This window comes from Acinetobacter sp. YH01021 (assembly GCF_013420255.1).
Taxonomy (GTDB): Bacteria; Pseudomonadota; Gammaproteobacteria; order Pseudomonadales; family Moraxellaceae; genus Acinetobacter.
On sequence record NZ_VOYO01000003.1, the window covers coordinates 42,212 to 67,743 of the forward strand.

Consider the following 25,532-nt stretch of genomic DNA (forward strand, 5'->3'; position numbering starts at 1 on the left):
GAATAGTTTACCTGAAGCGCTGGCTGAATTTCGAGGGATTTCATAGAAATGACCAAAAGCATCAGCAGATTTAAGTCATTTGAACATTCCGCTCATTGCTGCTGATCTTGGCATGACCTAAGTTAAACCAAACAAATCAAAATAAGGAATAACAAGATGCAATCTGCAGCCATTCGCCCACTTGCCCCGATGCTGCCGTGCCAACTCTTTAGTACCGAACATGATGCTTTTCGCGAGACGGTACGTAAATTTTATGAGAAAGAAGTCATTCCACATACCGAGCGTTATGAAAGTCAGCAGCATGTAGATCGAGAGCTGTGGAATAAAGCCGGTGAGCTTGGATTGCTCTGCGCTACCATGCCTGAGGAATATGGCGGCTCTGGCGTAGACCGGCTGTATAGCATGATTTTGATTGAGGAACAGGCGTATGCTGGAGATTCAGCAACCGGATTTTCATTGCATTCGGATATTGTTGCCAATTATCTGCTGAATTTTGGTAATAAAGATCAAAAACAGCAATGGCTACCCAAAATGGCCTCTGGAGAGGTCGTCACCGCGATTGCCATGACCGAACCGGGAACTGGCTCTGACCTGCAAGCAGTCCGTACATCTGCTGTATTGGATGGCGATGACTATGTGATTAATGGTTCCAAAATCTTTATTACCAATGGCTATCTCTGTGACATGGCGATTGTGGTCTGTAAAACCGGCAATAATGACAAAGGTTCAGCCAATCTTTCATTGATTATGGTCGAAGCAGAGCGTGCCGGATTTAGTAAGGGCAAGCCGCTGAATAAAATTGGCATGAAAGGTCAGGATACCTGCGAACTATTCTTTGACAATGTTCGGGTACCCACAGAAAACCTGCTCGGTCTGGAAGGCATGGGCTTTATGATGCTGATGAAAGAACTGGCCTGGGAACGCCTGATTGTGGCAATTATCTGTCAGGCAGGCGCCGAAGCCGCTTTTGCCCACACAGTAAAATATACCAAGGAACGTCAGGCATTTGGTAAGAGCATCAGCCATTTTCAAAATACCCGTTTTAAACTGGCAGAACTGCGTACCGAAATTGAAGTCTGTCGCGCTTATCTGGATCGCTGTATGGAGCTGCAACTCAAGCATGAACTAGGCGTAGATGCCGCTGCTGCGGCCAAATACAAGATTTCAGAAATATATAGTAAAGTCGTAGATGAATGTCTGCAATTGCATGGCGGCTATGGTTATATGCTGGAATATCCGATTGCCCGTGCCTATATCGACAACCGTGCCAACCGGATTTATGCAGGTACCAATGAAATTATGAAAGAACTGATTGCACGTTCACTGTAAAACCGACGTATAAAAAAGGAGTCTCTTAGGACTCCTTTTTCTGTATGCAAAAATATAACTTTAAGAGACCAAACGCGGTTTATGCTTTAAAGCATTGCTGTTTTTTCTAAATTTCAGTACACCATCTTCAAACGAAGTCTGTTTGAGCTCCTTACGGTCTGCCAGATAATTATTGCTAACTTTCCACGGAGCATGTTTACCCTGCTTTGGCATCACGTCTGCAGCACGGGCAATATAACCCGAACTGAGACTGCCCATGACAGTATCCTGAAGCAATTCACTCTGATCTCCCTGAGCAATCACCTGCGCATAACCCTGTTGATCCATATAGTTCAACAGACGGCAAATATACTCAGCTGCAATGTCGACTTTAAGCGTCCACGAGGCATTGATATAGCCAATAATCAGCGCCATATTCGGTATATCACTGACCATGATGCCTCTGTATAGCATATGCTGTGAGGTATCGATAGGCTGACCATCCATCGTCGCCTGAATCCCGCCGAGGATTTGAATGTTCAGGCCAGTGGCAGAGACAATAATATCAGCATCCAGATGTTGACCTGATTTCAGCTGAATTCCCGTTTCGGTCAAGGTTTCTATCTGATCCGTTGCAACCGATGCCTGCCCTTCACGTAAAATTTCAAACAGATCCCCATCCGGTACCACACAGAGACGCTGATCCCAAGGTTCATAATTCGGGGTAAAGTGCTTCATGTCCACTTTACCTTTCAGCTGAAGTTGCACCGATTTAAGCAAAAGCGATTTTAATAATTTTGGCTGTTTCTGTGCCAAAGCATAAATCCCGCGCTGCATGCCGATATTACGCGCACGTGTCAGCTTATAGGCGACCTCCTCGGGCAGATATTTACGCATTTTTGAATAAATAAAATCGACCGAAGGCACAGAGGCAATATAAGTCGGTGAACGCTGCAACATGGTCACATGACCTGCTCCACCTTTGACCATCGCAGGAACCAAGGTAATCGCGGTCGCACCACTACCAATAATGACCACCTTTTTGCCTTTATAGTTTAAATTTTCCGGCCAATGTTGCGGATGAATAAACTCACCTTTGAATGCAGTTTGATTTGGAAACTCCGGCTGAAAACCCTGATCATAATTATAATAACCGGTACAACCCAGTATAAAGTTGGCGATCCAGATCTGCGTCTTACCCTGTGCGTCCACAATCTCTACTGACCATTTGCAGGTGGCAGAATCATAATTAGCACTCAGAACCCGATGCTGGAAATGGATTTTTGGCTGAAGTTTAAACTCTTCTACCACTTCAGCCAGATAATTTTTGATGGATGCGCCATCGGCAAGCACGCTTTCTTTCTTCCAGGGTTTGAAATTAAAACCAAAAGTCGACATATCCGAATCAGAACGGATTCCCGGATATTTAAACAGATCCCAAGTTCCACCAATACTTTCGCGGCGTTCAATAATCTCAAAAGAGCGTTTTGGACAATGTTTAGAAAGATGTGCTGCTAGACCAATCCCCGAGATCCCTGCACCCACAATTAAAATATCTACCTGCTTTTCCATGTTGTTCTTTTACCTAAGCGATGCTATCTGTTTTTATTAAATCACAAAACTGACAATACACAATGTCAAGTTCATTAAAAAGCCACTATTTTTTTATCTTTTCAGGCCAGATCAGTTATGTTGAACTCAATCACTTTAAATTAAAATATACAGGCATTAAAAAAGGCCGGTTTATTCAACCGACCTTTTCGAACAACTTACGTTATTCTTCACGAAATTAGTTAACTTCGCGATCTACTAGCTCAACGTAAGCCATCGGTGCAGCATCACCTGCACGGAAGCCCGCTTTAAGAACACGTAGATAACCGCCGTTACGCTCTTTGTAACGAGGGCCAAGAACGGTAAATAATTTACCAACAGTTGCTGCTGAACGAGTACGAGCAAACGCCAAACGACGGTTTGCTACTGTATCGTTTTTAGCTAAAGTGATTAAAGGCTCAGCTACACGACGTAACTCTTTTGCTTTAGGCACAGTTGTTTTGATCAACTCGTGCTCGAACAAAGAGTTAGCCATGTTTTGGAACATCGCTTTACGATGACTGCTTGTACGGCCTAATTTCACACCACTATTACGATGACGCATGGTGATAGTCCTACTTAATTAACGGCTACGATAGGCGAAACGATCGTCCATACGGAGACTAGCCGGTGGCCAGTTCTCTAAACGCATGCCGAGTTGTAAGCCTTTAGAAGCCAGAACATCTTTGATCTCAGTAAGCGATTTTTTACCCAAGTTAGGAGTTTTAAGCAACTCAACTTCGGTACGCTGTACAAGATCACCAATGTAGTAAATGTTTTCTGCTTTCAAACAGTTAGCAGAACGAACAGTTAGCTCTAGATCATCTACTGGGCGAAGCAAGATTGGGTCAACTTCTTCACGAGGCTCTTGAGCAACAGGTGCTTGATCTTTCTGAAGGTCAACGAAGATCGCAATTTGTTGCTGCAAAATAGTTGCAGCTTTGCGGATCGCTTCTTCAGGATCTACAGTACCATTAGTTTCAAGATCAATGATCAGTTTATCAAGGTCAGTACGTTGTTCTACACGCGCGTTTTCCACGGTGTATGAAACACGTTTGATTGGGCTGTAAGACGCATCTAACTGCAAGCGACCCACTGGGCGAGTTTCGCCTTCAGGGAAGCGTGAATCAGAAGTCTCGTAGCCACGACCTTGAGCCACTTTCAGACGCATTTTCAATGAGCCTGAGGCACTTAAAGTACCGATCAAATGTTCAGTGTTAACCACTTCAACATTATGAGGTAAACGAAGGTCAGCCGCAGTTACGTCGCCTGCACCTTGTTTCTCTAATGTTAAATAAGCTTCATTTTGATCGAACAGCTTAATCGACAATCCTTTTAGGTTCAGCAAGAGCTCGACGATGTCCTGCTGCAAGCCTTCCAAAGTACTGTACTCGTGCTCGACCCCTTCAATCTCAACTTCTACCACAGCTGCGCCAGGTAGAGAAGAAAGAAGGATGCGACGTAAAGCATTACCAAGAGTATGACCAAAGCCACGCTCTAATGGTTCTAGAATAACTTTTGCCGAGGTCCCGCTTGCCGCTTCGACCTTGATCGCTTGCGGAGTTAGAAACTCATTTGCAGTACGCGTCATATTGCTTCCTCAAGGATTATTTAGAATACAATTCTACAATCAAGCTTTCGTTGATTTCAGCAGGTAAATCAGAACGATCCGGTGCAGCTTTGAACGTACCTTCTAATTTAGAATGGTCGATTTCCATCCAAGAAGGCATACCACGTTGAGTAGCTAATTCAATTGCGTTTTTGATACGTAATTGTTGCTTAGCGCCTTCGTGAACTGCGATCACATCACCCGCTTTAACTTGGATAGACGCAATGTTAACACGACGGCCATTCAAAGTGATGCTACGGTGAGATACTAACTGACGAGCTTCTGCGCGAGTAGAACCGAAACCCATACGATAAACAACGTTATCAAGACGGCTTTCAAGTAGCTTCAACAGGTTTTCACCAGTTGCGCCTTTAACACGAGCAGCTTCTTTATAGTAGTTACTAAATTGACGCTCTAAAACACCGTACATGCGACGTACTTTTTGTTTTTCACGTAATTGTAGTGAGTACTCAGATTGTTTACCACCACGAGCCCCGCCGTGTTGGCCAGGAACTTTCGCATGTTTTTTTGTCTTAACATCAAACGGTTTAACGCCTGATTTAAGTTGCAGGTCTGTCCCTTCGCGACGAGAGAGTTTGCATTTTGGACCAATATAACGAGCCATGAATGTTTCTCCTTACACGCGACGTTTTTTAGGTGGACGGCAACCGTTGTGCGGGATTGGCGTCACATCGGTAATGCTGTTAATTTTATAACCCACTGCACCTAAAGCACGAACCGCAGATTCACGACCAGGACCAGGACCTTTTACAAGGACGTCCAAGTTTTTCAAACCGTAGTCTAAAGCAGCTTTACCAGCAACTTCAGCAGCTACCTGAGCAGCGAACGGAGTTGATTTACGTGATCCACGGAAGCCTTGTCCACCTGAAGTGGCCCAAGCCAGTGCATTACCTTGACGATCGGTAATAGTCACAATGGTGTTATTAAAAGAAGCGTGAATGTGTGCGACACCTTCAGAGACGGTACGAGTGACCTTCTTGCGTGCGCGAGTATCTTTAGCCATCTTTTAGCTTCCAGAAATCTTATTTCTTAATAGGTTTGCGCGGACCTTTACGGGTACGAGCGTTAGTTTTGGTGCGTTGACCGCGGACAGGCAAGCTGCGACGATGACGAAGACCGCGGTAGCAGCCTAAATCCATTAAACGTTTAATGTTCATGGAAATTTCGCGACGTAAATCACCTTCGGTCGGAACCTTAGCAACTTCTGCACGAATCGCATCAAGCTGAGCGTCATCTAATTCACGGATCTTAGTAGTTGGAGCAATACCAGCAGCAGCTAAGATAGCTTTTGAAGTATGGCGACCAATACCAAAGATATACGTTAGAGAGATAACAGCGTGCTTGTTATCCGGAATGTTTACACCGGCAATACGAGCCATTCAATTTTCTCCAAAAAGGCAGTAGATAATCAACCGCCCCACAAAAATCTTGAGGGGCGGATAATAACCTAATTCGCCTACAGAAATCAACAGGTCTTAATCAGATTAACCTTGACGCTGCTTATGACGAGGTTCTGCGCTACAAATTACGCGGATAACCCCATTACGACGGATAACTTTACAGCTACCACAAATTTTCTTAACAGAAGCTTGTACTTTCATGATGAAACCTCAAGTGCGCTTATCCCTTAGGATGAGCAGTCGTTTTTCTCATTAACGTTTGATTATCGTATTGGTGCGAAGTAAGGTGTGATTGCAGCTGAGCCATAAAGTCCATCACTACTACCACAACAATCAGCAAAGAGGTACCACCCAAATAGAATGGAATACCAAATGAACTTTGCAATACCATCGGCATTAAACAAATGACTGCGATGTAAATCGCGCCAATAAACGTCAAACGATTGAGAATATGATCTAAGTAACGAGCAGTTTGCTCACCTGGACGTATACCAGGCACGTAAGCTCCGCTGCGTTTCAAGTTCTCTGACACTTCTTTAGGACTAAATACCAGTGCTGTATAGAAGTAACAGAAAAAGATAATTAACGCACCAAAGAGCACCAAATACAACGGCTGACCAGGCGACAATACCAATGCTACATCTTGCAGGCTACGCTTAATAAATCCAGCATTTGGATCTGCACTACCCACCCACTGACCTAAGCTCGCAGGGAACAAAAGCAATGAGCTGGCAAAAATTGCCGGAATCACACCCGCCATATTAATTTTTAATGGCAAATGTGTCTGCTGTGCAGTAAATACACGACGACCTTGTTGTTTTTGGGCGTAGTTTACGGGAATACGACGTTGCGCTTTCTCGATAAATACGATCGCTGCCAAAACACCCAGAGACAACAAACCAAAAATTACCAAGCCAATCAGGCTGGTCTGGCCATTATCTACAGATGAGAAAGATTGCATAATCAGATTAGGCAATCCGGCAACAATACCCGCGAAGATGATCATGGAAATACCATTCCCCACCCCACGCTCGGTAATCTGTTCACCCAACCACATCAAGAACATGGTCCCCGCAACCAGTGAGGTTACTGCAGGAACATAAAAAGCCAAACCAGTATTCAGGGTAATCCCCTGACTGATTAGGCCTGCACACATACCTACCGCCTGTACCAGCGCTAAGAATAATGTACCTTGTCGTGTGTATTGATTAATTTTACGTTTGCCTTGCTCGCCTTCTTTCTTTAAAGCTTCCAGCGAAGGAACCACAGTTGACATTAACTGCACGATAATTGATGCAGAGATGTATGGCATGATCCCGAGAGCAAGAATAGACATTCGTTCTAATGCACCACCAGAAAACATGTTAAACAAACCAAGGATGGTACCTTGGTTTGCATTAAACAAGTTTTCTAACGCAGCATTATTGATGCCTGGTACTGGAATATGCGCTCCTAGTCGAAACACCAACAACGCACCAATGAGAAACATCATTCGACGAATAATTTCACGGTATTTCACATGAAATGGTTGGCCTTTCATCATGTTGACATGACCTGAAGAACTAGGAGTCATAGACACTGGGGATTACTCCTCGACTTTGCCGCCAGCAGCTTCAACAGCAGCTTTAGCGCCTTTAGTCAATGCAACACCTTTAACAGTGAATGCACGAGTAATTTCACCAGAAAGTACGATACGAGCACGGATCATGTCTTTACGTACAACGTTCGCAGCTTTTAAAGTTTCAAGAGACACGATGTCGCCTTCAACTTTAGCAAGCTCAGATAAACGTACTTCAGCAGTTTTCAAAGCCAATTGGCTAGTGAAGCCGAATTTAGGCAAACGACGATAAAGTGCTGTTTGACCGCCTTCGAAACCTGGACGAGTACCACCGCTCTTACGTGAGTTTTGACCTTTGACACCACGGCCACCGGTCTTACCAACGCCAGAACCGATACCACGGCCTAAACGAAGGTTGTCACGTTTAGCACCTTCTGCAGGTGCAATTGTATTTAAACGCAGAGTCATGGCTTATTCCTCTACACTAACCATATAGTAGACTTGGTTGATCATACCACGGTTAGAAGGTGTGTCTAACACTTCTACAGTATGACCAATACGACGCAGACCTAAACCTTGCAGGCTAAGCTTGTGATTTTTCAAGCGGTGCGATGCAGATTTAGTCTGGGTAACTTTAATCGTTTTCATGATTGATTACCCTTGAATTTGTTCTACTGAAAGACCACGTTTCGCAGCAACCTTTTCAGGAGTAGTCATATCACGCAAACCATTGAAAGTTGCGTTTACTACGTTAGCAGCGTTAGTAGAACCACGGCATTTAGTCAACACGTTACGTACGCCTACAGCTTCTAGAACTGCACGCATAGCGCCACCAGCAATTACACCTGTACCTTCAGAGGCAGGCTGCATGAATACGCGGCTAGCGCCGTGACGTGCATGAATTGGGTGCTGTAACGTACCATCAACAAGGTCAACAGTAATCATATTGCGACGAGCAGCTTCAAGTGCTTTAGAGATAGCAGCTGGAACTTCACGTGCTTTACCACGACCAAAACCTACGCGACCATTACCATCACCCACAACAGTTAATGCTGTGAAAGAGAAGATACGACCACCCTTAACAACTTTGGCTACACGATCAACGGCAACCAGCTTTTCAACAAGACCTTCGTTTTGTTCAACTTTAGCCATGATTAGAACTCCAAGCCGTTTTCACGAGCAGCATCAGCCAAGGCTTTGATACGACCATGATATTTAAAACCAGAACGGTCAAATGCAACTTTAGTAACACCAGCTGCTTTAGCGCGTTCTGCGATTAAAGCACCTACTTTTTGAGCTGCTTCAACGTTACCAGTTGTACCCGCACGTAGAGTAGCGTCTAAAGTAGAAGCTTGCGCTAATACTTTGCCACCATCTGCAGAGATAACTTGAGCATAGATGTGACGCGGAGTGCGGTTTACACACAAACGAGTCGCACCCAATGCACGGATGTGCAAGCGTGTGCTTTTCGCACGACGCAAACGGGATTGTTTCTTTTCGTTCATAAGAACCTCGCGCCTTATTTCTTCTTAGCTTCTTTACGAAGTACAACTTCGTCAGAATAACGAACACCTTTGCCTTTATATGGCTCTGGTGGACGGTAACCACGGATATCTGCAGCAACCTGTCCTAAAGCTGCTTTATCAGCAGATTTAAGAATGATTTCAGTTGCAGTTGGAGTTTCAGCAGTTACACCTGCAGGAAGTGCATAATCGATCGGGTGAGAGAAACCAAGGTTAAGATGAACAACGTCACCTTTAACCGCAGCTTTATAACCAACACCGATAAGCTGTAACTTACGTTCGAAACCTTCGCTAACACCTTTTACAAGGTTGTTAAGCACAGCGCGAGCAGTACCAGCTTGCATCCAAGCGTCTTTCGACTCTTGTACTGGAGCAATAGCTAGAATACTGTCTTCCTGTTTAAGCTCGACCAGCGCATGCAGGTTGAAAGACAATGTACCTTTAGTGCCTTTCACTTCGACCTGCCGGCCGTTCTGAGTAACTGTTACACCGTTAGGTACAGTTACTGGGGCTTTAGCCACACGAGACATGAGGAATCACCTATTAAGAAACAAAAGCAATAACTTCACCACCAACGCCTGCAGCACGTGCAGCGCGATCAGTCATGATGCCTTTGCTTGTAGAAACAATTGCAATACCTAAACCTTGCTTAACGCTAGGAAGTGCATCTTTACCGCGATACTGACGTAGACCTGGACGGCTTACGCGTTTCACAGTTTCGATAACTGGTTTGCCTTCGAAATACTTTAAAGTCAAAGTAAGAGTTGGTTTGCCTTCAGCATCCGCAACTTCTACGTTTGAAATATAACCTTCTTGTTGAAGTAAGTTAGCAATTGCTACTTTCAACTTAGAATTAGGCATAGAAACAGTTTGTTTCTTTGCCATTTGTGCGTTACGAACACGTGTTAGCATGTCGGCAACGGTATCTTGCATACTCATCTATAGTGCTCCTTACCAGCTTGCCTTAACAACGCCAGGTACATCACCTTGCATTACTGTTTCACGTAATTTGTTACGGCTTAAACCGAACTTACGGAAGTAACCATGAGGACGACCAGTTAAACCACAACGGTTACGTAGACGTACTGGAGATGCATTACGTGGTAATGCTTGTAATTTCATCATCGCTTCGAAACGTTCTTCGTCTGATGCATTTACGTTTGCAATAACAGCTTTTAATTCAGCACGTTTTGCAGCGTATTTAGCAACAGTAGCTTCGCGTTTCAATTCGCGATTAATCATACCTTTCTTAGCCATATCGACCTCTTATTTGAACGGGAAGCCGAATGCACGCATAAGCGCACGGCCTTCGTCATCGGTGCGAGCAGTCGTAGTAATGGTAATATCCATACCACGAATACGATCAATCTTGTCAAAATCGATTTCAGGGAACATGATTTGTTCCTTAAGACCCATTGAGTAGTTACCACGACCGTCGAATGATTTCGCAGAGAAACCACGGAAGTCACGGATACGAGGGATCGCAATCGAGATCAAACGGTCCAAGAATTCGTACATACGTTCGCCGCGTAAAGTAACTTTACAACCGATCGGCCAACCATCACGGATTTTAAAACCAGCGATTGATTTACGAGCTAACGTAAGTACTGGTTTTTGACCAGCGATAGCTTGCATATCTGAAAGAGCACCATCAAGGAGTTTTTTGTCAGCGGCAGCTGCGCCAACACCCATGTTGATCGTGATTTTAGTGATGCGAGGAATCTCCATCACATTCTTAACGCCCAATACTTCTTGTAATTGAGCTTTAAGTTCGTCGTTGTAACGTGTTTTAAGTCTGGCCATGGCCTATATCAACCTATTACTTCGCTACCGCCACTGATTCACCATTTGATTTGAATACGCGAGTTTTCACGCCATCAATCACTTGGTAACCAACACGGTCAGCCTTTTGGGTTGTAGCATTAAAAACTGCCACGTTTGAAATATGAAGCGAAGCTTCCTGAGTTACAACGCTACCTTCAGCGCCTGTAGCACGGTTTGGCTTCTGATGCTTCTTCACCAAGTTAAGACCTTCAACCTTAACACGGTCATTAGAAACAGACAGAACAGTACCCTGTTTGCCTTTTTCTTTACCTGCGATCACAATTACTTGATCGCCTTTTTTAATCTTAGCCATGATCGCCTCTTATAGAACTTCAGGAGCCAATGAAATAATTTTCATGAACTGTTCAGTACGAAGTTCACGAGTCACTGGTCCGAAAATACGAGTTGCAATCGGCGCTTTGTTGTTGTTCAAAATAACAGCAGCGTTATCGTCGAAACGAATCACTGAACCGTCTGCACGACGGATACCGAATTTTGTACGAACCACAACCGCATTCATCACGTCACCTTTTTTAACACGTGCGCGTGGAATTGCTTCTTTTACAGTAACTTTAATAATGTCGCCAACAGAAGCATAACGACGATGCGAGCCACCAAGTACTTTAATACATTGTACGCGGCGTGCACCACTGTTGTCTGCTACGTCGAGCATAGTTTCGGTCTGAATCATTGCCCTACTCCAAAACCGAGCAACACCGGTCGAAATTTCGAAAGGCTCAAAGAGTACTCGAAATTGACCGATGATGCAACAAGAACGTTAATTACTCAGCAGCTGCTTCAACAACTTCAACTAGAGTCCAAGACTTAGTTTTAGAAATTGGGCGGCTTTCTTTAATGGTTACAACATCACCAGCTTTCGCTGTGTTGTTCTCATCATGAGCATGTAATTTTGTTGAACGGCGGATTAATTTGCCATACAACGGGTGTTGAACTTGGCGTTCAATAAGAACAACGATAGATTTATCCATCTTGTCGCTTACAACTTTGCCAGTTAACGTGCGGACTGTTTTATCACTCATTGTCCGTTCCCCTGTTTTTCGGTAAGGAGGGTCTTAATACGAGCAATAGTCTGACGAGTAAGTGCAACTTCATGCGATTTACCCAATTGACCAGTTGCTTTCGCCATACGAAGACGGAATTGGTTAAGCTGTTGCTCATCAAGCAAAGCTGTCAACTCTTCTACCGACTTTTCACGTAGATCTTTAGTTTTCATTACATTACCGTCCGAGTCACGATAGCGGTTTTAAACGGAAGCTTAGCTGCTGCAAGCGTAAACGCTTCGCGAGCCAATTCTTCGTTAACACCATCAATTTCGTACAAGACTTTACCTGGTTTGATTTGGCAAACCCAATATTCCACAGAACCTTTACCTTTACCCATACGCACTTCAAGAGGCTTAGAAGTAATCGGTTTGTCCGGGAATACACGGATAAAGATCTTACCACCACGCTTAATACGACGGCTAATTGTACGACGCGCTGCTTCAATTTGACGCGCAGTCATTTGACCACGTTCAACTGATTTAAGTGCAATAGTACCGAAAGATACTGTGCTACCGCGGTGTGCTAGACCAGTGTTACGGCCTTTCTGCACTTTACGGAATTTAGTACGCTTAGGTTGCAACATGGATTATTCTCCTTTTTCAGCAGAACGATCATTGCGACGACCACGACGCTCTTGACCTTCACCACGACCACGACCGCGTTTAGCTGGACGCTCTTCAGCTGGAGCTGGGTTCATGACTTGTTTCATGCCGCCCAAGATCTCACCACGGAAGATCCAAACTTTAACACCGATCGTACCGTAAGTAGTCTCAGCACGCATAGTCGCATAGTCGATATCTGCACGAAGCGTATGTAGAGGTACACGACCTTCACGATACCACTCAGTACGAGCAATCTCAGCACCACCTAAACGGCCTGAAACTTCTACTTTGATACCTTTAGCACCAGCACGCATTGTGTTTTGAACCGCACGCTTCATAGCACGACGGAACATTACACGTTTTTCCAATTGAGAAGCGATAGCTTCAGCAACTAGACGCGCGTCTAAGTCTGGACGATCAATTTCATTGATACTTACTTGCGCAGGAACACCCATGATAGATGTTAATTCGCGTTGTAGTTTCTCAATATCTTCGCCTTTTTTACCGATTACGATACCTGGACGAGCAGTGCTAATAGTTACTTTAGCAGCGCCTGTAGGACGCTCGATAAGAATGTTGCTGATCATCGCGTTTTTAAGTTTTTTGATCAAAAACTCACGAACTTGAAGATCTTTAAGCAAGTATTCAGCGTATTGTTTCGGATTCGCATACCAGTTAGCGTTATGACGTTTCACAACACCTAGGCGGATACCGATTGGATGAACCTTCTGACCCATATCAAACCCCTACCTTAACGGTGATGTGACAAGTACGCTTAGTAATACGATCTGCACGGCCTTTAGCACGTGGCATAATACGTTTCAGGCTCATGCCTTCATCAACGTAGATCGTAGAAACTTTAAGGTCGTCTACATCTAAACTGTTATTGTGTTCAGCGTTTGCAATCGCAGATTCCAACGCTTTCTTAACTAGAACTGCAGCTTTTTTGTTGCTGAAGTTAAGGATGTTAAGAGCGTGCGCAACAGATTTGCCGCGGATAAGATCTGCAACCAAACGAGCTTTTTGTGCCGAGATAGCGGCACCGCGTAATTTAGCAGTTACTTCCATCATAGCACCCATTAACGTTTAGATTTCTTGTCAACACCGTGACCGCGATAGGTACGAGTTGGTGCAAATTCACCAAGCTTGTGACCAACCATGTGCTCAGAAACGATCACAGGAACGTGGTTACGGCCATTGTGTACAGAAATTGTTAAACCAACAAAATCCGGGAGGATCATCGAACGACGCGACCAAGTTTTGATCGGCTTACGGTTATTAGCCGCGATAGCCGCTTCAACCTTAGCGAACAAGTGCGCATCGACGAATGGGCCTTTTTTCAGAGAACGAGGCATTGTCAGATTCCTTTACTTGTTACTTAACGCGACGGTCGCGAATAATCATCTTAGTCGTACGCTTATTGGTACGTGTCTTGTACCCTTTAGCTTTTTGACCCCATGGGCTTACAGGTTGAATACCTTTGTTACGCCCTTCACCACCACCATGTGGATGGTCAACTGGGTTCATCGCCATACCACGAACGGTAGGACGAACACCACGCCAGCGTGATGCACCAGCTTTACCTAGTGAACGAAGGTTGCTTTCTGAGTTAGATACTTCACCTAACACAGCACGGCATTCAACGTGAATTTTACGCATCTCGCCTGAACGCAGACGAACGATAGCGTAAGAACCGTCACGACCCAACAGCTGAACTGAAGTACCAGCTGAACGAGCTAACTGCGCGCCTTTACCGATTTTAAGTTCGATGTTGTGAAGAGTAGAACCGATAGGCATGTTGCGAAGCGGCAAGCAGTTACCTGGACGAATTGGAGCATCGTTACCAGACTGTACTTTATCGCCAGCGCGAAGGCCTTTAGGAGCGATGATATAACGACGCTCACCGTCAGCATACAATACAAGTGCAATGTGTGCAGTACGGTTAGGATCGTATTCGATACGCTCTACAGTTGCAGGAATACCATCTTTGTTACGTTTAAAGTCAACTAGACGGTAGTGCTGCTTGTGACCGCCACCAACGTGACGAGTCGTGATGTGACCGTTGTTATTACGGCCGCCAGTACGTTTTTTAGCTTCAACCAACGGAGAGTATGGTGCGCCTTTGTGAAGGTGATCGTGAACCACTTTCTCTACAAAGCGACGTCCTGGAGACGTTGGCTTACATTTTTGAATAGGCATAATTCTCGTCCTTATTCCGCTGTGCTTTCAGCGGTATCGCCCAAGTCAGCCATTTCAACATCTTGGCCAGCTTTCAGGGTGACGTATGCTTTTTTAACATCAGAACGACGTCCTAATGTTTTACCAAAGCGTTTAGACTTACCTTTAGTGATAGTCGTGTTAACTTTAACAACTTCCACACCAAAGAGTTGTTCCACTGCTTTTTTGATTTCAAGCTTGTTTGCATTTAATGCAACTTTAAACACTTGAACACCAGCAGTTTCACCTAAAACTTGTGCTTTTTCTGAGAATACAGGTCCTTGCAGGACTTGATAGATACGTTCGTTGTTCATCCGAGTTCTACCTCAATTTTCTTAGCAGCAGCTACAGACATAACAACTTTGTCGAACGCAATCAAGCTAACCGGATCGATTGCAGCAGCATCAACCACATCAACGTGTGGAATGTTGCGCGCAGCAAGATACAGGTTCTCATCAACAGCATCAGTAACGATCAATGCGCGAGTCGCATTCAAGTCGTTAAGTTTTGCAAGCAATTCTTTAGTTTTTGGAGCTGCAACAGCAAACTCTTCAACTAAAACTAGGCGATCTTGACGAACAAGTTCAGCTAGGATGCATTGCATAGCACCGCGGTACATTTTACGGTTTACTTTTTGAGACCAGTCTTGTGGACGAGCAGCAAAAGTTTTACCACCGCCAACCCAGATTGGGCTACGAATAGAACCAGCACGAGCGCGGCCAGTACCTTTTTGACGGAATGGCTTGCGACCACCACCAGAAACGTCTGCACGTGATTTCTGAGCTTTTGAACCTTGACGGCCACCAGCTAAATAAGCTGTAACCACTTGGTGAACAAGAGCTTCATTAAATTCACGACCGAACGCAACTTCTGATAATTCAACAGCAGAGCCGGAAACAGTATTTAAATTCACGTTATTTCCCCTCAGGCCTTGATCGTAGGACGAACGATTACGTCGCCACCAGTAGCACCAGGAACCGCGCCTTTAACAACTAGAACTGAACGTTCTGTGTCGATAGCAACGATCTCAAGACCCTGTGTAGTTACGCGTTCAGCACCTAAATGGCCAGCCATTTTTTTGCCTTTGAATACGCGACCAGGAGTCTGGTTTTGACCAGTAGAACCTAAAACACGGTGAGAAACTGAGTTACCGTGAGTTGCATCTTGCGTACGGAAGTTCCAACGCTTAACACCACCTTGGAAACCTTTACCTTTAGATTGACCAGTTACGTCAACAACTTGACCAACTTGGAACAATTCAACGGTAAGCGTACCACCAACTTCACGACCTTCAAGATCAGCTTCTGTAGCACGGAATTCTTGAACTAGACGACCAGCTGCAACACCCGCTTTCGCGAAGTGGCCTTTCTGAGCGTTAGTTACGCGAGATTCGCGACGTTCACCAGTAGTGATTTGAATCGCTTGATAACCATCAGTTTCAAGCGTTTTGATTTGAGTGATGCGGTTAGGATCAACCTCAATCACTGTAACAGGCACAGAAACACCAGCATCTGTAAAGATACGTGTCATACCGCACTTGCGACCGACTAAACCAATAGCCATGTGCATAAACCTCTAAAAAAGCGGCCTAATTAACTTAGAGTGTTAATTAACCCGAAAGCCTTAACCCAATGCGATCTGAACATCAACACCAGCTGCAAGATCTAACTTCATCAATGCATCTACAGTTTTGTCTGTAGGCTGAACGATGTCGATCAAACGCTTGTAAGTACGGATTTCGTACTGGTCACGCGCGTCTTTGTTTACGTGTGGTGATGTTAAAACGTTAAAACGTTCAATGCGTGTTGGCATTGGAATTGGACCACACACTTGTGCGCCAGTACGTTTTGCGGTTTCTACGATTTCTTGAGCTGATTGATCAATCAGGCGATGATCAAAAGACTTAAGACGGATACGAATTCTCTGGTTAGACATACCAGTAAACTCCAAGCCAAATATATAAAGAATCACTCTTGACGCATCTCATCCCACTTTATGTGGGCAAGTGTCAAGAGCAGTGAAATATCACTAAGGTCATGATCGATGCCACGACTGTAACGATAGTTAACTACTTTATTCGCAGTTAACCCCCTTCCTATTTAAGGGTCGCTTATTATAGCCATTGTTTAATGCATAAGCAAATCTCTTTTATGGTTTTATCCAAGTTTTCAATTTATGACTTAAAACAATAGTTTATTGTGTAAATATTAGGCAGTTTTTGCCAAAACATATTCTATAGCACGATTTAATATCTGATTTCCTTCAATAAATTTTTGCTTCGTGGTTTTTTTTAATTCAAATAAATTTTGCACATATTTTCCTGAAAATTGTGCAAGCTCTCCTTCATTTTCTAAAAACAATTCGAGTGTTTCTGGGGTAATTTCCGGATGAAACTGGAAGCCCAATACATTTCTACCCAACTGGTACATCTGATTACGACAGGCTTCATTTTCTGCCAGATGGACTGCACCTTTGGGCAATTCAAATGTTTCATTGTGCCATTGCAGAATATTAAACTGCTCCGGCAGGCTAAAACACGTCTCTGGTAGATTCGCCACTCTGTGCACCGTGGTCCACCCTAATTCCTGCTCAGGATTGCGACTAACACCTGCACCCAAAGCATTTGCAATCAACTGCCCACCCAGACACAGGCCAATTGCCGGTTTACCATGCGAAAGATAGCGACGCAACCAGCGTTTTTCTATTTTTAACCAAGGGAAATTCGCTTCATCATTCACACTCATGGTCCCGCCCATAATGATCAGCAAATCCACCTCTTCCACTGTAGGCAGCGCCTCGATCTCCAAAGGTCGATCCACGGGTAAAGCAAAAAATTCAGTCGCGGTAATTTGCGCCTGATGCTGCTTTAAAAATTCATAACAACTACCAAAACCTTCACCAGCAATATGCTGAAAATAATGCACTTTTAAATGCGACTTCATGCTCCTCAACCTATTTTTTTAGCTATATAGATTTAGGTTTTGCAAAAATGAAGCCAACTTTTTATAAGACTTGTTGTTTTTAAACAATTCACAACGTAACTGGCAGTGAGTCACAGATTCTCTTAAGCTAGAGTAATATTTGATTACATTTGAGCGCATTCACGTGAAACAAGACTCTCAAACTCGCCTGATTCATGCACCACGAAAGGCTCCTCAAGCGATTTCTACCATTCAGCCTCCCCTCTATCGTGCATCGACCATTATCTTTAACAATACCGATGCCCTGTTTAATCGCCATTGGACCGATGACTATGACTATAGTTATGGCACGCATGGCACGCCTACGACCTTTATTCTGGGCGATAACATCGCCCAGCTCGAAGGTGGCTTGTATCACCTGCTCGCACCGAGTGGTTTATCCGCGATTAATCTCGTGAATTCTTGCTTTTTAAGCCAGGAGGATGAAGTTTGGGTGGCTGACAATATCTATGGTCCAAACATGGAGCATTTACGCAATCTGGAAAAGCGTTATGGAATTACGGTTAAAGTCTACAACCCCATAGAGCTTGATACATTCCAGCCTACAGATAAAGCCAAACTGGTCTGGCTCGAGGCTGCTGGCTCAGTCACTTTGGAATTTCCAGATCTGGCTGGTTTGGTGAAAAAAGCCCAGGCACATCATATTCTGACAGCACTGGATAATACCTGGGGCGCAGGTCTGGCTTTTGATGCCTTTGATTTTAGTGAAGAGCATTTAAGTGTAGATATGACAGTACATGCATTGACCAAATATCCAAGCGGCGGTGGTGATATCCTGATGGGCTCAGTGGTTACGCGAGATAAGGTTCTGCATCACAAACTGTTCCGTGCACATGCCATTCAGGGCATTAGTGTTTCTGGTGATGATGTGGCACAGGTACAACGCAGTCTGGCTTCGATGCAACTTCGCTATGAACACCAGTCGAAAAGTGCGCTGACATTAATGACATGGCTTAAACAGCAAACCGATTTTGTACAGGTGCTGCATCCTGCTGATCCGGATAGCGCAGGCCATCAGTACTGGAAAGAAATTTGCAAGCAAGGTGATAGTGCCGGCCTGGTCAGCGTGATCTTTGACAGCACATACGCCATGCAAGATATCCGAAATTTCTGTGATAGTTTAAAACTGTTTAAGCTAGGCTTTAGTTGGGGTGGCCCTATCAGTCTGGTCATGCTATATAACTTAAAAGACATGCGTGTGCTGGAACATTCACACTTAAAAGACGGCTTGCTGGTTCGTTTCTGTATTGGACTGGAATATCCGGAAGATTTGATTCAAGATATTCAGCATGCACTACAACACATGAAAAGACTTAAAAATGAATAATAAATAACAGGAACAGCTATGGGTACACCAATTGTTATTGCTAAAAAAACCACGGATACCACGCAGGATATTGTGCTGCATTCCCAACTTGCCAATCGACATGGTTTGATTGCAGGTGCCACTGGTACCGGAAAGACTGTGACTTTAAAAGTATTGGCGGAGAGCTTTTCTCGAATTGGTGTACCTGTTTTCCTCGCCGATGCTAAAGGCGATGTTTCCAGCCTGGCCAAAGCAGGTAAAAGCAGCCCCAAGTTTGATGAACGGATTAAAAGTCTCAATATCGAGTCCATTCCTTTTGCAGCCTCACCAGTGGTGTTTTGGGATTTATTTGGCGAACAGGGTCATCCGATTCGCACTACCATTTCTGAAATTGGCCCGCTGCTGCTGGCGCAAATACTGAATCTGAATGACACCCAGGAAGGCGTTTTATCTGCCGTGTTTCGGATTGCCGATGATCAGGGTTTATTGCTGATCGACTTTAAAGATCTGAAAGCGATGCTGAGTTATGTCTCTGAGCATGCGGCTGACTTTAAAGCTGAATATGGCAATCTTTCACCCGCCAGTCTCGGTGCGATTCAACGCAACTTATTGGCACTGGCTGACCAAGGCGGTGACCAGTTTTTTGGCGAGCCGGCGCTGGATCTGATGGACTTTTTACAAACGGACAGTCAGGGCCGTGGCAATATCAATTTGTTGGCGGCTGACAAGCTGATGAATACGCCTAAGCTATATGCCACGTTCTTGCTCTGGATGCTCTCCGAGCTGTTTGAACAGCTTCCCGAAGTCGGCGATCTGGACAAACCTAAACTGGTGTTTTTCTTTGATGAAGCCCATCTCTTGTTTGACAATGCTAGCCCTGCCCTACAGGATAAAATTGAGCAGGTGGTGCGTCTAATTCGCTCGAAAGGTGTAGGGATTTATTTTGTCACGCAAAATCCGTTGGACTTACCTGAAAGTGTCTTAGGCCAGCTCGGCAATCGGGTTCAACATGCTTTGCGGGCTTTCACTCCCAAAGATCAAAAAGCAGTGAAAACCGCAGCAGAGACTTTCCGAGCCAATCCTGAATTTAAAGTCGATCAGGTGATTACCGAACTTGCTGTCGGTGAAGCCCTAATTAGCTGCCTGGATGAAAAAGGCATTCCGCAAATAGTAGAGCGTGGCTGGGTCATGCCGCCGCATTCATCCTTTACACCGATCTCGCTTGAAGAACGCAAGGCTCTCATGCAGCAAAGTATTGTCGCCGGTATTTATGAGCAGCCAGTCGATCGGGACAGCGCCCATGAAATGCTGCAAAACAAGGTCGCAGAACGCCAGCAACAGGCTCAGGCCGCCGAACTTGCAAAACAGCAAAGCAAGGAACAGGAAGCTCTTGCCAAGCAGCAAATTAAAGAACAGGAACGTCTGGCACGAGAACAGCAAAAAGAAGCTGAACGCGCAGCCAAGCAACGAGAAAAACTGACTCAGGATATTGTCGGCACCTTTGCCAAAAGTGCTGCCCGTAGCCTGGGCGGGAGTACTGGGCAGAAAATTGTGCGCGGCTTACTGGGTTCGCTGTTTGGCCGCAAATAATCCCGCTCCTTTTCCGATCATCATCACACTTTTTATGGGATATTTTTATATCCCGTAATTTTTTTATGGTTTCATGACTATGCGCTATTGTAAAGCCATTTTAAAAAATGTAATTTAAATACATCTTTTAAAAAACACCTGTAGACGGCTCTCATGACTCCACAACATATTGAACTTGTACAAGCGACTGTTCCTGTTTTACGTGAAAACGGCGTAGCACTTACCACGTATTTCTATAACCGCATGCTGAAAAACCATCCAGAGTTGAAAAACACCTTCAACATGGATCATCAAAGTACTGGCCGTCAACCACGTGCCTTGGCTGCCGCAGTACTTGCCTATGCCGAAAACATTACCAATCCGGGCGTTTTGGCCAAAGCCATCGAACGCATTACCACTAAACATGTCAGCCTGGATATTCAACCGGATCAATATGCGATTGTCGGTGAGAATCTGTTGCACTCGATCAGCGAAGTTTTAGATGTACCCATGGACTCAGACCTGATTGCAGCCTGGAAAGAAGCGTATATGCAACTGGCAGATATTTTGATTGGTGTGGAAAAATCTAAATATGCCACCCTAGCTTCTGAAAATGGTGGCTGGGCGGGCTGGCGCGAATTTGAAGTAGCAGCAGTCAATGATACCGACGCAGGTAAAATCTTTACACTTAAAGCTAAAGATGGTGCAGCGATTGCAAGTGCTGAAGCCGGTGAACATATTTCAGTACGTGTACAGGTGCCTGAACAGCACATTCGTCAACCACAACAGTTTAGCTTTGATCAGGCTCAAAACGAGCAATATCAAATTACTGTGAAAGCGGAAGAAAATCCAACCGCATTCTCGGTTGCACAGACACTGATCGACCACTACAAAGTTGGTGATGTAGTTGAAGTGTCTGCCCCGCTCAAGCTTTAATTGCAAAAACGGTTTAGACTAGCATCAGATTCTGATTAAAAGCTCCATTCGTGGAGCTTTTAACATTCAATTCTTTCATTTTCTAGCTGTTGACGTTATGCAACTCAATAAATTCACTGACTATGCGCTTCGGATTCTGATGTATGTCGCACAGCCACGTGATCTCCCCTATACCATTGCAGAACTTGCCGAGCGATTACAGGTTTCACAAAATCATGCCATGAAAATCGTGCATTTTATGGCGAAACAGGAGTGGCTGATTACCACACGTGGTAAAGGTGGCGGCATACGTTTAAATCCGGCCAGCCTGAGCCTCCAGCTGGGACAGATTGTGCGGATCCTGCAACGCGACAGCAATGTAGTGGAATGCAATAGCCCACCCTGCGTATTACGTCCGACCTGTGGTTTAAAAGGTATTTTAGATGATGCGGTGGAACAGTTTTATAGCAGTCTGGACCAATATGTGCTTAAAGATGTGATTAGGCCACGAAATGCGCGTTTCAGTACAAATTCTCCGATCGGCCTGATTAATCTTTAAAGTCTTCCGGGTCAGGTCTTGTGACTTATTCTTGCGGCAAAGTTCGCTTGCCTGTGCGACTTCCTTTATAATGTTTCATTGTAGATCATTTATTGAAGTTGAGTTATGCACCACAGCAGAGGAAAATCCAAAAACAGTAAGACAGCCCATGCGCCTAAGCAAAAGATCAGCTACGAGAAAAAAGTTGATTCTGCCATTACTGAATATTCTGTGCGCGCACTCAACTGGCTACGCAAAGCCGAATTTTTAATGAGTGCACCTAAACTCAGTCTTTGTGTAGAAGATACAGGCTATGAAATTGCTTTTGCCGGCCGCTCGAATGCGGGTAAGTCTAGTGCGATTAATGCCCTGACCAACCAGAAACAGTTGGCACGTGCATCGAAAAAACCTGGCCGTACCCAGATGATCAACTTTTTCAGCCTGGGTAATCCGGATCAGCGTCTGGTCGACTTACCCGGTTATGGTTATGCGGCTGTGCCTGAAAAAATGAAACTGGTCTGGCAAAAAGAACTGGAAAATTACCTGATTCACCGTCAAAGCTTGCAAGGCCTGGTATTGTTGATGGATATCCGTCATCCCCTGCAACACTTTGATGTAATGATGCTGGAATGGGCTTATTCCCGCCAGTTGTTCGTGCATGTGTTATTGACCAAATCTGACAAACTAAACCGTGGTCCTGCATCCAAAGCCTTGCAGGAAGTCAAAGCGGCATTGAAAAAGATGAAGCTGGATTTCTCGATTCAACTGTTTTCCTCCATGAACAAACAAGGTTTAGAAGAACTGGCCAGCGTCATGGGTGGCCGTTTGAACTTTACCTTAGATCAAGCATCTGAATATGATCTGGACAGCATTCCGGAAGCATCAGCGCATGATTTGAATGAATCTGATGAACCGCTTGAAGAGCTCGAGCTTAGTGAAGCTGATTCTGAGCATGCTGAAGTATCGACTCATGATTTAAATGAAGCTGAAGAACCGCTGGAATTGCTTGAGCAGGATCAATCCGAGCTTGAAGCGGCAGATGAGCTAAATCAGAATAAGCGTTCAGCGGATTAAGACCATATCACCTAAATGATCTGTGATCATTCTTGATTTATTAAAACTCAACGTACAAATAAAAAGCAGGTCAAATACCTGCTTTTTTTTATTTTTTTAAATGTTTTAGCTATCTGTAGCTTGAAGATCGGGTTCACGCGTATGCCGGTCCACCACCACGCTGATCATCATATCTCCCTGAACATTCACCACTGTACGTACGGTATCCAGTAAACGGTCGATCGGTAAAAGAATGGCAATTGCCTCGGCAGGCAAACCTACCGATTGCAAGACCATAATCATAGTCACCATACCGGCACTCGGAATCCCCGGTGCACCTAAGGATGCAATCATCGCAGTCGCGCAGACCACCAGTTGTTGCCCCAGACTCAGATCCAGCCCCATTAAATTGGCAATAAACAGAGCTGCAGCTGCTTCATACAGCGCCGTACCATCCATATTTAACTGGGTCCCAAGTGGAATTACAAAGCCTGCGGTATGTGGGCGTACCCCTAAATTTTCCTGTGCGCATTTCATCGACAGGGGCATGGTGGCCGAACTGGAACTGGTGGCAAAGGCAGTAATCAAGGCAGCACGTGTGCCTTTAAAGAACGTGACCGGATCCATCTTGCCGAAAATCCATAACAATAAAGGCAAGACCACGATGCCATGAAAAATTGTCGTACCGGTGACTACCGCAGCGAATTCAGCCAGACGACTAAGAACCGAAACATCTTCAGTGGCAATTAATTTGGCCAATAAGGCAAAAATACCAAGTGGTGCCAGTTTCATCACCCAGCCAATCATTAACATCATGATCTCGAAAAACTGGTGACTCAGCTTGCGTACAGTATGGAATTTATCTCCCCCTGCGACCAGTGCTACACCAACAAATAGCGCAAAGACCACCACTGCCAAGACATTGCCATCGGCAAAAGCTTTAAACGGATTGATCAGGGTATTTTGAATAAAGTTGGTAAAGAAAGAAGATGGCGTGAGCGTATCCGGTGTTTGATGTTGTGCCATGGCATCCTGGAACATCAGTACATCGACGCCTTTGCCCACATCAAACAGATGCGCACACGCCAGACCTAAAATGAGCGCCAAGGTGGTGGTGGTCACACAACACATCAGGGTAATTTTCCAGGTACGGCTCAGTTGCCCACCCGCCTGCAGATTGGATACACCGACCACGATTGAGCTAAAAATCAGCGGCACTAACAGCATTTTTAACAAGCCAATAAAAATACTGCTGACAATACCGATGCCATATAAGCTGATATCAAAAAATGAGGTCTGCGGAAATATCGTCAGTAGAAATCCAAACAGTACCCCCAATACGGCGGCAATTAGAATTTGCGTATTTAAGCTCATCTTTTCATGCATTTTTAATATTGATCTTAAGCCGCACTATGCCATGCAGTGTCTATAGAATCGAGTAATATTTTATAAACGCGGTGTAAGGACATGGCATCGACTGGCCATTTTCATCCAGCTTAAAAACAAAAAAACCGAATCTGAGATTCGGCTTTTTGAGCGAGAAAAAATTATTGCGTTTCGATTTCACGCAAACGGATCAGGCCTTCCTGAGTCGTACTGCAGACGAGCTCACCGTTCTGCCACATCCGGCCAAAATTCAGGCCGCGTGAACTGGCGCTTTGGGTGGCATCCATATCGTAAAGCATCCATTCATCTGCACGGAACGGTTTATGGAAGTACATGGCATGGTCAATACTGGCACATTGTAAACTTGGCGAGATATAGCTCAGACCATGTGGACGAAGCGCCGTGGTCATCAAGGTAAAATCAGAATAGAAAGCAGCAATAGCCTGATGCAAGGAGATCTGATCGACTTCTGCAGCAATACGGTCATGCGTACGGATATAGTGCGCATAAGACGGTGCTTCAGGTTGAGGCTGGAATGGATTTTGCGGATTGACCGGGCGAATTTCCACATGACGATCACGGGTGAAAGACGCACGGACATTTTCCGGAATAAACTCGATCATTTGTTTGATCAGTTCTGCTTCATTTTTCAGGCTTTCTGCTGGCGGATATTCAGGCCCTGAAATCTGATAATTCAAACCTTCTTCCGGCTCTGCAAAAGACACCATACACATGAAAATAGTCCGGCCATGCTGAATTGCACGAACCTGGCGACTGATAAAGCTTTTACCGTCACGGATCCGTTCTACTTCATAAATAATCGGTGCATTGACATCACCACCAAACAGGAAATAGGCATGTAATGAATGCGCCGGACGGTCTGTAGTATAAGAGGCTGCGCGGAGTGCCTGCCCCAAAACCTGACCGCCAAATACGCGCTTGCCTACCAGATTACGGCTGATTCCCCGGAAAATGTTTTCTTCTAACTTTTCTAAGCTGAGCAGCTCGACCAGTTCCTGTGTTAAGGCATTCATAAGCAACCTACGTAATATTGGAGATATCCAAAAT

The 25,532-nt window shown here is 44.8% G+C and carries 37 protein-coding genes and 1 pseudogene; 6 read left to right on the plus strand and 32 right to left on the minus strand.

What is annotated here, in order from left to right:
- Nucleotides 1-156 precede the first annotated feature (156 nt).
- Entirely contained in the window at nt 157-1,329 is a 1,173-nt protein-coding gene (locus FTT86_RS03405) for an acyl-CoA dehydrogenase family protein (RefSeq protein ID WP_180180567.1), read from the plus strand.
- Nucleotides 1,330-1,389: 60 nt separating this feature from the next.
- Here the strand turns inward: FTT86_RS03405 and FTT86_RS03410 are convergent, their stop codons facing one another.
- From FTT86_RS03410 to FTT86_RS03555, 30 genes are all read right to left on the minus strand, one after another.
- A complete protein-coding gene (locus tag FTT86_RS03410; protein WP_180180568.1) occupies nt 1,390-2,880 on the minus strand; it encodes an NAD(P)/FAD-dependent oxidoreductase in 1,491 nt (496 codons plus the stop codon).
- 217 nt (nt 2,881-3,097) lie between these two features.
- Entirely contained in the window at nt 3,098-3,463 is a 366-nt protein-coding gene (rplQ, locus tag FTT86_RS03415) for a 50S ribosomal protein L17 (protein WP_004281488.1), read from the minus strand.
- A gap of 18 nt (nt 3,464-3,481) precedes the next feature.
- Nucleotides 3,482-4,489, minus strand: coding sequence for a DNA-directed RNA polymerase subunit alpha (locus FTT86_RS03420; RefSeq protein WP_180180569.1), 1,008 nt, complete (start codon nt 4,487-4,489; stop codon nt 3,482-3,484).
- 16 nt (nt 4,490-4,505) lie between these two features.
- Nucleotides 4,506-5,132 carry a 30S ribosomal protein S4 gene (gene rpsD, locus FTT86_RS03425; protein ID WP_004281490.1) on the minus strand — a complete coding sequence of 209 codons (627 nt, stop codon included), beginning with the start codon at nt 5,130-5,132 and terminating at the stop codon, nt 4,506-4,508.
- Nucleotides 5,133-5,144: 12 nt separating this feature from the next.
- The gene (rpsK, locus tag FTT86_RS03430) at nt 5,145-5,531 is read right to left on the minus strand and encodes a 30S ribosomal protein S11 (RefSeq protein ID WP_004281491.1); all 387 of its coding nucleotides are present in this window, start codon (nt 5,529-5,531) and stop codon (nt 5,145-5,147) included.
- Between the two features lie 19 nt (nt 5,532-5,550).
- Nucleotides 5,551-5,907 (minus strand): 30S ribosomal protein S13, encoded by a 357-nt coding sequence (rpsM, locus tag FTT86_RS03435; protein ID WP_004281492.1) that lies wholly within the window; start codon nt 5,905-5,907, stop codon nt 5,551-5,553.
- Between the two features lie 105 nt (nt 5,908-6,012).
- On the minus strand, nt 6,013-6,129 hold the full coding sequence (gene rpmJ, locus FTT86_RS03440; protein ID WP_000867907.1) for a 50S ribosomal protein L36: 117 nt from the start codon (nt 6,127-6,129) through the stop codon (nt 6,013-6,015).
- Between the two features lie 19 nt (nt 6,130-6,148).
- Entirely contained in the window at nt 6,149-7,468 is a 1,320-nt protein-coding gene (gene secY, locus FTT86_RS03445) for a preprotein translocase subunit SecY (RefSeq protein ID WP_171057005.1), read from the minus strand.
- Nucleotides 7,469-7,513: 45 nt separating this feature from the next.
- Nucleotides 7,514-7,954 carry a 50S ribosomal protein L15 gene (rplO, locus tag FTT86_RS03450; RefSeq protein ID WP_005248206.1) on the minus strand — a complete coding sequence of 147 codons (441 nt, stop codon included), beginning with the start codon at nt 7,952-7,954 and terminating at the stop codon, nt 7,514-7,516.
- Between the two features lie 3 nt (nt 7,955-7,957).
- Nucleotides 7,958-8,134: a 50S ribosomal protein L30 gene (gene rpmD, locus FTT86_RS03455; protein WP_004281495.1), complete on the minus strand. Its 177-nt coding sequence runs from the start codon at nt 8,132-8,134 to the stop codon at nt 7,958-7,960.
- 6 nt (nt 8,135-8,140) lie between these two features.
- Nucleotides 8,141-8,638 carry a 30S ribosomal protein S5 gene (gene rpsE, locus FTT86_RS03460; RefSeq protein ID WP_004281496.1) on the minus strand — a complete coding sequence of 166 codons (498 nt, stop codon included), beginning with the start codon at nt 8,636-8,638 and terminating at the stop codon, nt 8,141-8,143.
- Between the two features lie 2 nt (nt 8,639-8,640).
- A complete protein-coding gene (gene rplR, locus FTT86_RS03465) occupies nt 8,641-8,991 on the minus strand; it encodes a 50S ribosomal protein L18 (RefSeq protein ID WP_004281497.1) in 351 nt (116 codons plus the stop codon).
- A 14-nt stretch (nt 8,992-9,005) separates the two neighbouring features.
- Complete coding sequence (gene rplF / locus FTT86_RS03470) at nt 9,006-9,539, minus strand: 50S ribosomal protein L6 (RefSeq protein WP_180180570.1); 534 nt, start codon at nt 9,537-9,539, stop codon at nt 9,006-9,008.
- Between the two features lie 13 nt (nt 9,540-9,552).
- Nucleotides 9,553-9,948 (minus strand): 30S ribosomal protein S8, encoded by a 396-nt coding sequence (gene rpsH / locus FTT86_RS03475; protein ID WP_004281499.1) that lies wholly within the window; start codon nt 9,946-9,948, stop codon nt 9,553-9,555.
- 12 nt (nt 9,949-9,960) lie between these two features.
- A complete protein-coding gene (gene rpsN, locus FTT86_RS03480; protein WP_004732275.1) occupies nt 9,961-10,266 on the minus strand; it encodes a 30S ribosomal protein S14 in 306 nt (101 codons plus the stop codon).
- Between the two features lie 9 nt (nt 10,267-10,275).
- On the minus strand, nt 10,276-10,812 hold the full coding sequence (gene rplE, locus FTT86_RS03485) for a 50S ribosomal protein L5 (protein ID WP_004645057.1): 537 nt from the start codon (nt 10,810-10,812) through the stop codon (nt 10,276-10,278).
- Nucleotides 10,813-10,828: 16 nt separating this feature from the next.
- On the minus strand, nt 10,829-11,146 hold the full coding sequence (rplX, locus tag FTT86_RS03490) for a 50S ribosomal protein L24 (RefSeq protein ID WP_004281502.1): 318 nt from the start codon (nt 11,144-11,146) through the stop codon (nt 10,829-10,831).
- A gap of 9 nt (nt 11,147-11,155) precedes the next feature.
- Nucleotides 11,156-11,524, minus strand: a complete 369-nt coding sequence (gene rplN / locus FTT86_RS03495) for a 50S ribosomal protein L14 (protein WP_004281503.1) — start codon at nt 11,522-11,524, stop codon at nt 11,156-11,158.
- A 91-nt stretch (nt 11,525-11,615) separates the two neighbouring features.
- Entirely contained in the window at nt 11,616-11,873 is a 258-nt protein-coding gene (gene rpsQ, locus FTT86_RS03500) for a 30S ribosomal protein S17 (protein WP_004281504.1), read from the minus strand.
- Nucleotides 11,870-12,067: a 50S ribosomal protein L29 gene (rpmC, locus tag FTT86_RS03505; protein ID WP_004281505.1), complete on the minus strand. Its 198-nt coding sequence runs from the start codon at nt 12,065-12,067 to the stop codon at nt 11,870-11,872. The genes rpsQ and rpmC overlap by 4 nt, the downstream gene beginning before the upstream one ends.
- Entirely contained in the window at nt 12,067-12,480 is a 414-nt protein-coding gene (gene rplP / locus FTT86_RS03510) for a 50S ribosomal protein L16 (protein WP_004281506.1), read from the minus strand. The genes rpmC and rplP overlap by 1 nt, the downstream gene beginning before the upstream one ends.
- 3 nt (nt 12,481-12,483) lie before the next feature.
- Nucleotides 12,484-13,236, minus strand: coding sequence for a 30S ribosomal protein S3 (rpsC, locus tag FTT86_RS03515; RefSeq protein ID WP_004281507.1), 753 nt, complete (start codon nt 13,234-13,236; stop codon nt 12,484-12,486).
- Between the two features lies 1 nt (nt 13,237).
- Complete coding sequence (rplV, locus tag FTT86_RS03520) at nt 13,238-13,567, minus strand: 50S ribosomal protein L22 (RefSeq protein WP_001982638.1); 330 nt, start codon at nt 13,565-13,567, stop codon at nt 13,238-13,240.
- An 11-nt stretch (nt 13,568-13,578) separates the two neighbouring features.
- A complete protein-coding gene (gene rpsS / locus FTT86_RS03525) occupies nt 13,579-13,854 on the minus strand; it encodes a 30S ribosomal protein S19 (RefSeq protein WP_004281508.1) in 276 nt (91 codons plus the stop codon).
- Nucleotides 13,855-13,873: 19 nt separating this feature from the next.
- Complete coding sequence (gene rplB, locus FTT86_RS03530) at nt 13,874-14,698, minus strand: 50S ribosomal protein L2 (RefSeq protein ID WP_004281509.1); 825 nt, start codon at nt 14,696-14,698, stop codon at nt 13,874-13,876.
- An 11-nt stretch (nt 14,699-14,709) separates the two neighbouring features.
- Complete coding sequence (rplW, locus tag FTT86_RS03535; protein ID WP_004281510.1) at nt 14,710-15,030, minus strand: 50S ribosomal protein L23; 321 nt, start codon at nt 15,028-15,030, stop codon at nt 14,710-14,712.
- Nucleotides 15,027-15,629: a 50S ribosomal protein L4 gene (gene rplD / locus FTT86_RS03540; protein ID WP_004281511.1), complete on the minus strand. Its 603-nt coding sequence runs from the start codon at nt 15,627-15,629 to the stop codon at nt 15,027-15,029. Before rplD ends, rplW begins: the two co-directional genes overlap by 4 nt.
- Before the next feature lie 11 nt (nt 15,630-15,640).
- A complete protein-coding gene (rplC, locus tag FTT86_RS03545; protein WP_004645054.1) occupies nt 15,641-16,279 on the minus strand; it encodes a 50S ribosomal protein L3 in 639 nt (212 codons plus the stop codon).
- A 60-nt stretch (nt 16,280-16,339) separates the two neighbouring features.
- Nucleotides 16,340-16,651: a 30S ribosomal protein S10 gene (gene rpsJ, locus FTT86_RS03550; RefSeq protein WP_000070912.1), complete on the minus strand. Its 312-nt coding sequence runs from the start codon at nt 16,649-16,651 to the stop codon at nt 16,340-16,342.
- Nucleotides 16,652-16,923: 272 nt separating this feature from the next.
- A complete protein-coding gene (locus tag FTT86_RS03555; protein ID WP_180180571.1) occupies nt 16,924-17,658 on the minus strand; it encodes a type 1 glutamine amidotransferase in 735 nt (244 codons plus the stop codon).
- A 163-nt stretch (nt 17,659-17,821) separates the two neighbouring features.
- On the opposite strand from FTT86_RS03555, the gene FTT86_RS03560 reads away from it, so the two are divergent.
- From FTT86_RS03560 to yihA, 5 genes and pseudogenes are all read left to right on the plus strand, one after another.
- Nucleotides 17,822-19,024 (plus strand): PLP-dependent transferase, encoded by a 1,203-nt coding sequence (locus tag FTT86_RS03560; RefSeq protein ID WP_180180572.1) that lies wholly within the window; start codon nt 17,822-17,824, stop codon nt 19,022-19,024.
- Nucleotides 19,025-19,042: 18 nt separating this feature from the next.
- Complete coding sequence (locus tag FTT86_RS03565) at nt 19,043-20,593, plus strand: helicase HerA-like domain-containing protein (protein ID WP_180180573.1); 1,551 nt, start codon at nt 19,043-19,045, stop codon at nt 20,591-20,593.
- 153 nt (nt 20,594-20,746) lie between these two features.
- Nucleotides 20,747-21,508, plus strand: a complete 762-nt coding sequence (locus FTT86_RS03570; RefSeq protein ID WP_004281516.1) for a globin domain-containing protein — start codon at nt 20,747-20,749, stop codon at nt 21,506-21,508.
- 97 nt (nt 21,509-21,605) lie between these two features.
- Nucleotides 21,606-22,046, plus strand: coding sequence for an Rrf2 family transcriptional regulator (locus FTT86_RS03575; protein WP_114541567.1), 441 nt, complete (start codon nt 21,606-21,608; stop codon nt 22,044-22,046).
- Nucleotides 22,047-22,151: 105 nt separating this feature from the next.
- A pseudogene (yihA, locus tag FTT86_RS03580) lies at nt 22,152-22,928 on the plus strand (ribosome biogenesis GTP-binding protein YihA/YsxC); the annotation flags it as partial.
- 276 nt (nt 22,929-23,204) lie between these two features.
- Here the strand turns inward: yihA and FTT86_RS03585 are convergent.
- Nucleotides 23,205-24,452 carry a dicarboxylate/amino acid:cation symporter gene (locus tag FTT86_RS03585; protein WP_257229620.1) on the minus strand — a complete coding sequence of 416 codons (1,248 nt, stop codon included), beginning with the start codon at nt 24,450-24,452 and terminating at the stop codon, nt 23,205-23,207.
- Between the two features lie 173 nt (nt 24,453-24,625).
- A complete protein-coding gene (locus tag FTT86_RS03590) occupies nt 24,626-25,498 on the minus strand; it encodes an acyl-CoA thioesterase II (protein WP_180180576.1) in 873 nt (290 codons plus the stop codon).
- Between the last annotated feature and the right edge of the window lie 34 nt (nt 25,499-25,532).

Excerpts from the sequence above, each read along its gene's own strand:
- FTT86_RS03405 (WP_180180567.1), top strand. The coding sequence starts at position 157 with ATGCAATCTGCAGCCATTCGCCCACTTGCCCCGATGCTGCCGTGCCAA.
- FTT86_RS03410 (WP_180180568.1), bottom strand. The coding sequence starts at position 2,880 with ATGGAAAAGCAGGTAGATATTTTAATTGTGGGTGCAGGGATCTCGGGG.
- rplQ (WP_004281488.1), bottom strand. The coding sequence starts at position 3,463 with ATGCGTCATCGTAATAGTGGTGTGAAATTAGGCCGTACAAGCAGTCAT.
- FTT86_RS03420 (WP_180180569.1), bottom strand. The coding sequence starts at position 4,489 with ATGACGCGTACTGCAAATGAGTTTCTAACTCCGCAAGCGATCAAGGTC.
- rpsD (WP_004281490.1), bottom strand. The coding sequence starts at position 5,132 with ATGGCTCGTTATATTGGTCCAAAATGCAAACTCTCTCGTCGCGAAGGG.
- rpsK (WP_004281491.1), bottom strand. The coding sequence starts at position 5,531 with ATGGCTAAAGATACTCGCGCACGCAAGAAGGTCACTCGTACCGTCTCT.
- rpsM (WP_004281492.1), bottom strand. The coding sequence starts at position 5,907 with ATGGCTCGTATTGCCGGTGTAAACATTCCGGATAACAAGCACGCTGTT.
- rpmJ (WP_000867907.1), bottom strand. The coding sequence starts at position 6,129 with ATGAAAGTACAAGCTTCTGTTAAGAAAATTTGTGGTAGCTGTAAAGTT.
- secY (WP_171057005.1), bottom strand. The coding sequence starts at position 7,468 with ATGAAAGGCCAACCATTTCATGTGAAATACCGTGAAATTATTCGTCGA.
- rplO (WP_005248206.1), bottom strand. The coding sequence starts at position 7,954 with ATGACTCTGCGTTTAAATACAATTGCACCTGCAGAAGGTGCTAAACGT.
- rpmD (WP_004281495.1), bottom strand. The coding sequence starts at position 8,134 with ATGAAAACGATTAAAGTTACCCAGACTAAATCTGCATCGCACCGCTTG.
- rpsE (WP_004281496.1), bottom strand. The coding sequence starts at position 8,638 with ATGGCTAAAGTTGAACAAAACGAAGGTCTTGTTGAAAAGCTGGTTGCC.
- rplR (WP_004281497.1), bottom strand. The coding sequence starts at position 8,991 with ATGAACGAAAAGAAACAATCCCGTTTGCGTCGTGCGAAAAGCACACGC.
- rplF (WP_180180570.1), bottom strand. The coding sequence starts at position 9,539 with ATGTCTCGTGTGGCTAAAGCCCCAGTAACTGTACCTAACGGTGTAACA.
- rpsH (WP_004281499.1), bottom strand. The coding sequence starts at position 9,948 with ATGAGTATGCAAGATACCGTTGCCGACATGCTAACACGTGTTCGTAAC.
- rpsN (WP_004732275.1), bottom strand. The coding sequence starts at position 10,266 with ATGGCTAAGAAAGGTATGATTAATCGCGAATTGAAACGCGAAGCTACT.
- rplE (WP_004645057.1), bottom strand. The coding sequence starts at position 10,812 with ATGGCCAGACTTAAAACACGTTACAACGACGAACTTAAAGCTCAATTA.
- rplX (WP_004281502.1), bottom strand. The coding sequence starts at position 11,146 with ATGGCTAAGATTAAAAAAGGCGATCAAGTAATTGTGATCGCAGGTAAA.
- rplN (WP_004281503.1), bottom strand. The coding sequence starts at position 11,524 with ATGATTCAGACCGAAACTATGCTCGACGTAGCAGACAACAGTGGTGCA.
- rpsQ (WP_004281504.1), bottom strand. The coding sequence starts at position 11,873 with ATGAGTGATAAAACAGTCCGCACGTTAACTGGCAAAGTTGTAAGCGAC.
- rpmC (WP_004281505.1), bottom strand. The coding sequence starts at position 12,067 with ATGAAAACTAAAGATCTACGTGAAAAGTCGGTAGAAGAGTTGACAGCT.
- rplP (WP_004281506.1), bottom strand. The coding sequence starts at position 12,480 with ATGTTGCAACCTAAGCGTACTAAATTCCGTAAAGTGCAGAAAGGCCGT.
- rpsC (WP_004281507.1), bottom strand. The coding sequence starts at position 13,236 with ATGGGTCAGAAGGTTCATCCAATCGGTATCCGCCTAGGTGTTGTGAAA.
- rplV (WP_001982638.1), bottom strand. The coding sequence starts at position 13,567 with ATGGAAGTAACTGCTAAATTACGCGGTGCCGCTATCTCGGCACAAAAA.
- rpsS (WP_004281508.1), bottom strand. The coding sequence starts at position 13,854 with ATGCCTCGTTCTCTGAAAAAAGGCCCATTCGTCGATGCGCACTTGTTC.
- rplB (WP_004281509.1), bottom strand. The coding sequence starts at position 14,698 with ATGCCTATTCAAAAATGTAAGCCAACGTCTCCAGGACGTCGCTTTGTA.
- rplW (WP_004281510.1), bottom strand. The coding sequence starts at position 15,030 with ATGAACAACGAACGTATCTATCAAGTCCTGCAAGGACCTGTATTCTCA.
- rplC (WP_004645054.1), bottom strand. The coding sequence starts at position 16,279 with ATGGCTATTGGTTTAGTCGGTCGCAAGTGCGGTATGACACGTATCTTT.
- rpsJ (WP_000070912.1), bottom strand. The coding sequence starts at position 16,651 with ATGTCTAACCAGAGAATTCGTATCCGTCTTAAGTCTTTTGATCATCGC.
- FTT86_RS03555 (WP_180180571.1), bottom strand. The coding sequence starts at position 17,658 with ATGAAGTCGCATTTAAAAGTGCATTATTTTCAGCATATTGCTGGTGAA.
- FTT86_RS03565 (WP_180180573.1), top strand. The coding sequence starts at position 19,043 with ATGGGTACACCAATTGTTATTGCTAAAAAAACCACGGATACCACGCAG.
- FTT86_RS03570 (WP_004281516.1), top strand. The coding sequence starts at position 20,747 with ATGACTCCACAACATATTGAACTTGTACAAGCGACTGTTCCTGTTTTA.
- FTT86_RS03575 (WP_114541567.1), top strand. The coding sequence starts at position 21,606 with ATGCAACTCAATAAATTCACTGACTATGCGCTTCGGATTCTGATGTAT.
- FTT86_RS03585 (WP_257229620.1), bottom strand. The coding sequence starts at position 24,452 with ATGAGCTTAAATACGCAAATTCTAATTGCCGCCGTATTGGGGGTACTG.
- FTT86_RS03590 (WP_180180576.1), bottom strand. The coding sequence starts at position 25,498 with ATGAATGCCTTAACACAGGAACTGGTCGAGCTGCTCAGCTTAGAAAAG.